This window comes from Escherichia sp. AM3, from assembly GCF_032029835.1.
Lineage (GTDB): Bacteria > Pseudomonadota > Gammaproteobacteria > Enterobacterales > Enterobacteriaceae > Escherichia > Escherichia coli.
The window spans coordinates 1-233 of the sequence record NZ_JAVUPQ010001339.1 but is presented as its reverse complement, the minus strand read 5'-3'; the positions used below and the strand labels follow the sequence as shown (position 1 = coordinate 233).

The following is a 233-nucleotide window of genomic DNA, read 5'->3' as shown; positions in this document are numbered from 1 at the left end:
GACCCGCGCCGCGCTGCTGAAAGCGCCTGCCGTCGCTTTCGACCATCTGGACGATATGCATCAGGCTTTCCTGCAACAAAACGTCGATCTGCCGCCGGGCAGCGTACCGTGTCATATCGTTAACTCGTCCGAAGCCTTCGTACAGCTCGCGCGTCAGGGAACCACCTGCTGCATGATCCCGCATTTGCAGATTGAGAAAGAGTTGAAAAGCGGTGAGCTGATTGATTTAACCC

1 pseudogene is annotated in these 233 nt (G+C 56.2%); it reads left to right on the top strand.

The window, feature by feature from the left end:
- Nucleotides 1-233, top strand: a pseudogene (locus RTW80_RS30965) (ArgP/LysG family DNA-binding transcriptional regulator); the annotation flags it as partial.